The organism is Arhodomonas sp. KWT (assembly GCF_010993615.1).
In genome coordinates this window covers 1,411-6,158 of the sequence record NZ_WNXE01000027.1, presented here as the reverse complement: position 1 = coordinate 6,158, position 4,748 = coordinate 1,411, and the positions used below count along the sequence as shown (strand labels likewise).

At 69.4% G+C, this 4,748-nt stretch carries 3 protein-coding genes and 1 pseudogene; all 4 read right to left on the bottom strand.

The annotated features are described in order from the left end of the window. Positions 1-929: 929 nt before the first annotated feature. A complete protein-coding gene (locus tag G7A99_RS07110) occupies positions 930-1,502 on the bottom strand; it encodes a cob(I)yrinic acid a,c-diamide adenosyltransferase (RefSeq protein ID WP_018719063.1) in 573 nt (190 codons plus the stop codon). Positions 1,503-1,569: 67 nt separating this feature from the next. After that, a complete protein-coding gene (locus tag G7A99_RS07105) occupies positions 1,570-3,264 on the bottom strand; it encodes a methylmalonyl-CoA mutase family protein (RefSeq protein WP_018719064.1) in 1,695 nt (564 codons plus the stop codon). Continuing rightward, positions 3,254-4,231, bottom strand: coding sequence for a methylmalonyl Co-A mutase-associated GTPase MeaB (gene meaB, locus G7A99_RS07100; RefSeq protein WP_018719065.1), 978 nt, complete (start codon positions 4,229-4,231; stop codon positions 3,254-3,256). The genes G7A99_RS07105 and meaB overlap by 11 nt, the downstream gene beginning before the upstream one ends. Beyond that, a pseudogene (locus tag G7A99_RS07095) lies at positions 4,224-4,748 on the bottom strand (phenylacetate--CoA ligase); the annotation flags it as partial. The pseudogene G7A99_RS07095 and the gene meaB, both read right to left, overlap by 8 nt.

Sequence of the window (4,748 nt, the reverse complement as noted above, 5' to 3'; positions counted from 1 at the left end):
GACATCAACCTGGCCGCGCGCTTCTGCGATCACGTCCTGCTGCTGTTCGGTGACGGGCAGGCGTGCTTCGGCGAGACGTCGGACGTGCTCAACGAGACGGTGCTGGAACGCCTCTACGGCCACCCGATCCGCATCGTCGACGACGGCGAGCGGCGCGCCTTCCTCCCCGCCTGAATCCAACGGCGCATTCGATCGCCGGGGAAAAACGGCGGTTACGGTAGCCAGCGGCCCGAGGGACGGGATCAGCGGCCGTTCGTGTGGACCAGCATTGCCGGCGTACGACACGACCGCGGCTGTCGGTTGCCAGGAGCAACCGACCTACCCGAACTACGGCCACCCGATCCGCATCGTCGACGACGGCGAGCGGCGGGCCTTCCTGCCGGCCTGAATCCGACGGCGCATTCGATCGCCGGGGAAAGAATGGCGGTTACGGTAGCCACCGACCCGAGGGACGGGATCAGCGGCCGTTCATGTGGACCAGCATTGCCGTCGTGCGACACGACCGCGGCTGTCGGTTGCCAGGAGCAACCGACCTACCCGAACTACGGCCACCCGATCCGCATCATCGACGACGGCGAGCGGCGGGCCTTCCTGCCGGCCTGAATCCGACGGCGCATTCGATCGCCGGGGAAAGAATGGCGGTTACGGTAGCCACCGGCCCGAGGGACGGGATCAGCGGCCGTTCATGTGGACCAGCATTGCCGTCGTGCGACACGACCGCGGCTGTCGGTTGCCAGGAGCAACCGACCTACCCGAACCGAAGCCGACCGCGCGTTCCCACGGGAAATGACCCGGGTCGGCCTGTCGTGTGAATCCAGCGCCGCACACGCGCCGGTCGTGCACCGCAAGGCGTGCGACATCCAGGTGGTCTCGCGGGAATGTCGCACACGGCCCGCAGCCGTGCGCGACTTACGCGGGCCCCCGCCGCGTCAGCCCTCGCGGTAGCGGCCCGGCACCCACAGGAGGTCGCCGTCGCCCTCGCTGGCGTTGACGTGGCGCGCGGCGACGAAGAGGTAGTCGGAAAGGCGGTTGACGTAGCCCAGCGCCGCCTCGTTGATGCGGCTCTCGCGCTGCAGGGTGACCAGCTTGCGCTCGGCGCGGCGGGCGACGGTGCGGGCCATGTGCAGGTGGGCGGCGCGGGCGACGCCCCCCGGCAGGATGAACGAGCGCAGCGACTCCAGCTCGGCGTTGTAGGCGTCGATGCAGCCCTCGAGCCACGCCACCTGCGCGGGGTCGAGGCGCAGGGGCTCGTGCTTGAGCGCCGCCTCCATGGGCGTGGCCAGGTCGGCGCCGAGGTCGAAGAGGTCGTTCTGGATGCGCTCCAGCTCGGTCTCCAGCCGTCCCGCGGCACCGACACGCGCGAGGCCGATGGTGGCGTTGAGCTCGTCGATGGTGCCGTAGGCCGCCACCCGGGGCGCGTCCTTGGGCACGCGGCTGCCGTCGACGAGGGCGGTGTCACCGGCGTCGCCGGTTCGTGTGTAGATCTTGGTCAGACGGACCATGGTGCACGCCTCTCTCCGGCCGGGCCCGCGGCCCGGCCTTGCTGTCCCGTTTGCGTCGCTGGGCGCGTCAGATCACCGGGGTCTCGCGGTAGGTGCCCCAGATCTCGCGCAGGGTCTCGACGATATCACCCATGGACGCGCCCGCCTTCACCAGCTCGATGGTCACCGGCATGATGTTGCGCGACTCGTCCTCGGCGGTCTCCCGCAGCTCCTCGATGAGCCGCTGCACCTCGGCCTCGTCGCGCTCCTGGCGCACCCGCTCGAGCCGCTCGATCTGGCGGCGCTCCGTCTCCGGGTCGTGGGGATGGGTCTCGATGTCGACCTTCTCCTCCTCCTCGACGAAGCAGTTGACCCCGATCACCGGCCGCTCGCCGCTCGCCTTGCGGATGGCGAAGTCGTAGGCGGAGTCGGCGATCCCTTTCTGGAACCAGCCGTCCTCGATGGCCTTGAGGGTGCCGCCCATCTCGTCGACCTTGGCCAGTATGCTGTTGATCTGGCGCTCCATCTCGTCGGTGAGGGACTCCACGTAGTAGGAGCCGCCAATGGGGTCGATGACCTGGTCCACGCCGGTCTCGTAGGCGATGACCTGCTGGGTACGCAGGGCGATGCGCATGGCCTCCTCGGTGGGGATGGCGAAGGCCTCGTCCATGCCGTTGGTGTGCAGCGACTGGGCCCCGCCGAGCACCGCGGAGAGCGCCTGGAAGGCGGTGCGCACGATGTTGACCTGGTACTGCGGCTTGGTCAGGGTCGCCGCGGCGGTCTGGGCGTGGAAGCGCAGGCGGCAGGACTCGGGCTTCTGCGCCCCGAAGCGCTCGGCCATGATCTTGGCGTACACCCGGCGGGCGGCACGGAACTTGGCGATCTCCTCGAAGAAGTCCGCCTGGCTGACGAAGAAGAACGACAGCCTGGGCGCGAAGTTGTCCACGCTCACGCCCGCCTTGATCGCCTCCTCGACGTACTGGATGGTCGTCGCCATGGTGTAGGCGACCTCCTGCACGGCGGTCGCCCCGGCCTCGGAGATGTGGTAGCCGGAGATGTTCACCGGGTTGTAGCGGCGCATGTGCTCGGCGCCATACTGGATGCAGTCGCGCACCAGGCGCACCGACGGCCGCACCGGGTAGATCCACTCCTTCTGGGCGATGTACTCCTTGAGGATATCGTTCTGGATCGTGCCCGAGAGGTCGTTGAGGTCGTAGCCGCGCTTCTGGGCCAGGGCGATGTACATCGCGTACAGGATCCAGGCCGAGGGGTTGATGGTCATCGACACCGAGATCTTGGTCAGGTCGATGCCCTCGAACAGCGTCTCCATGTCCGAGAGGGTGTCGATCGCCACGCCCTCGCGGCCGACCTCGCCGTGGCTCATGCCGTGGTCGGAGTCGTAGCCCATGAGGGTGGGCATGTCGAAGTCCACCGACAGCCCCGTCTGCCCCACCGAGAGCAGGTACTTGAAGCGCTCGTTGGTCTCCGCGGCGGTGCCGAAGCCGGCGATCTGCCGCATGGTCCAGTGCCGGCCGCGGTACATCGTCGGGTAGGGCCCGCGGGTGAACGGGTAGCGCCCGGGCAGGCCGATGTCGGCGTAGTCCGTGTCGGCGATGTCCACCGGCGTGTAGACGCGGTTGACCGGCAGCCCGGCCCCGGTGCGGTACTCGCTCCGGCTCTCGGGCATGCGGCGGATGAAGCCCGCGACCTCGTTGTCTTCCCAGTCGCGGCGCTCGGCGTCGATGCGCGACACCGCGGCATCGTTGTACAGCTCACTCGTCATAACGAATCCTCTCCTTGACCGTGTCCAGCAGTTCCAGGGCGGCCCCGTGCGGGTCCAGCTCACGCTCGACGACGCGCTCGAGCATGGCGTCGATGCGCTCCGGGTGGGCCCGGAGGAAGCTGTCGCGCACGATCTCCTCGGCGATCTTGACGACCCGGGTGCTCGCGATGCGGCGGCGCCGGGTATCGATCTCGCCGGTGCGGTTAAGGTGTTCCCGGTGGCGGTCCAGGGCGGCGAGCAGCTCGTCGAAGCCGCTCCCCTCCTCCGTGCTCGTGGGGATGACCGGCACGTGCCAGGCGTCCGGCCCCTCGGGCATGCTCATCATCAGCATGGACTTGAGCTCGCGGACGGTGCGGTTGGCGTCCGGCCGGTCGGCCTTGCTGACCACGTGCACGTCGGCGATCTCCAGGATCCCCGCCTTGATGGCCTGGATGTCGTCACCCAGCCCGGGGGCATTGACCACGACGGTGGTGTGCGCGGCGCGCACCACGTCCACCTCGTCCTGGCCCACACCCACGGTCTCGATGAGCACGACGTCGAAGCCGCCGGCGTCGAGCACGTCCACCGCGTCCAGGGCCGGACGGGCGAGCCCGCCGAGGCTCCCGCGGGTGGCCATGCTGCGGATGAACACCCCCGGGTCGCTCACCAGCTCCGACATGCGGATGCGATCGCCGAGGATCGCGCCGCCCGAGAACGGGCTGGACGGATCGATGGCGATCACCGCGACCCGCCGGCCACTGCCGCGCACCGTGCGCGCCAGCTCGCTGACCAGCGACGACTTGCCCGCCCCGGGCACGCCGGTGATGCCGACCACGTGGGCGCGGCCGGTGCGCCGATACAGCGCCGCCAGGGCGTCCCGGCACTCACGCTCGCCACCCTCGGTGCGGGTGATCAGCCGGGCCATGGCCCGGGGATCGCCGTTGCACACGCGCTCGGCGAGCTCGTCGGAGGCGATGCGATCAGCCATCGGTGCCGCTCCCGGCGCGCCGGTTGAGCGTGCGGTAGAGATCGCGATCGTCGATCACGCGCTTCGCCTTGAAGTCGGTGCGCTCGAAGGTGCCGGGGGAGACCACCTCGATGGCCACGCGCAGGCCGAGCACCCGGTTCAGCGCGGCGGCCGCAGTCTCGCTGAAGCGCTCCATCGCCGGCGCCCCGGCCGACTCCGTGGCCGTGTCCGCCTCCACCTGCACGGCGAGCTCGTCCATCACGCCCTCGCGTGAGACGACGATCCGGTGCTCGCCGCCGTAGCCTTCCAGCTCCGTGAGCACGGCAGCGATCTCGCTGGGGTACACGTTCTCGCCGCGGATCTGGAACATGTCGTCGATGCGCCCGTAAATGCCCTGGGGCAGGCGCGGATAGGTCCGGCCGCAGGGGTTGTCCTCCATCACCCAGTGGGTGAGATCGCCTGAGAACAGCCGGATCATGGGCTGGGAGGTGCGCTCCAGGGTGGTGTAGACCGGCGTCCCCTGGCTGCCGTAGGGCAC

Coding starts and splice junctions, on each gene's coding strand:
- meaB (WP_018719065.1), bottom strand. CDS start 4,231: ATGGCTGATCGCATCGCCTCCGACGAGCTCGCCGAGCGCGTGTGCAAC.
- G7A99_RS07110 (WP_018719063.1), bottom strand. CDS start 1,502: ATGGTCCGTCTGACCAAGATCTACACACGAACCGGCGACGCCGGTGAC.
- G7A99_RS07105 (WP_018719064.1), bottom strand. CDS start 3,264: ATGACGAGTGAGCTGTACAACGATGCCGCGGTGTCGCGCATCGACGCC.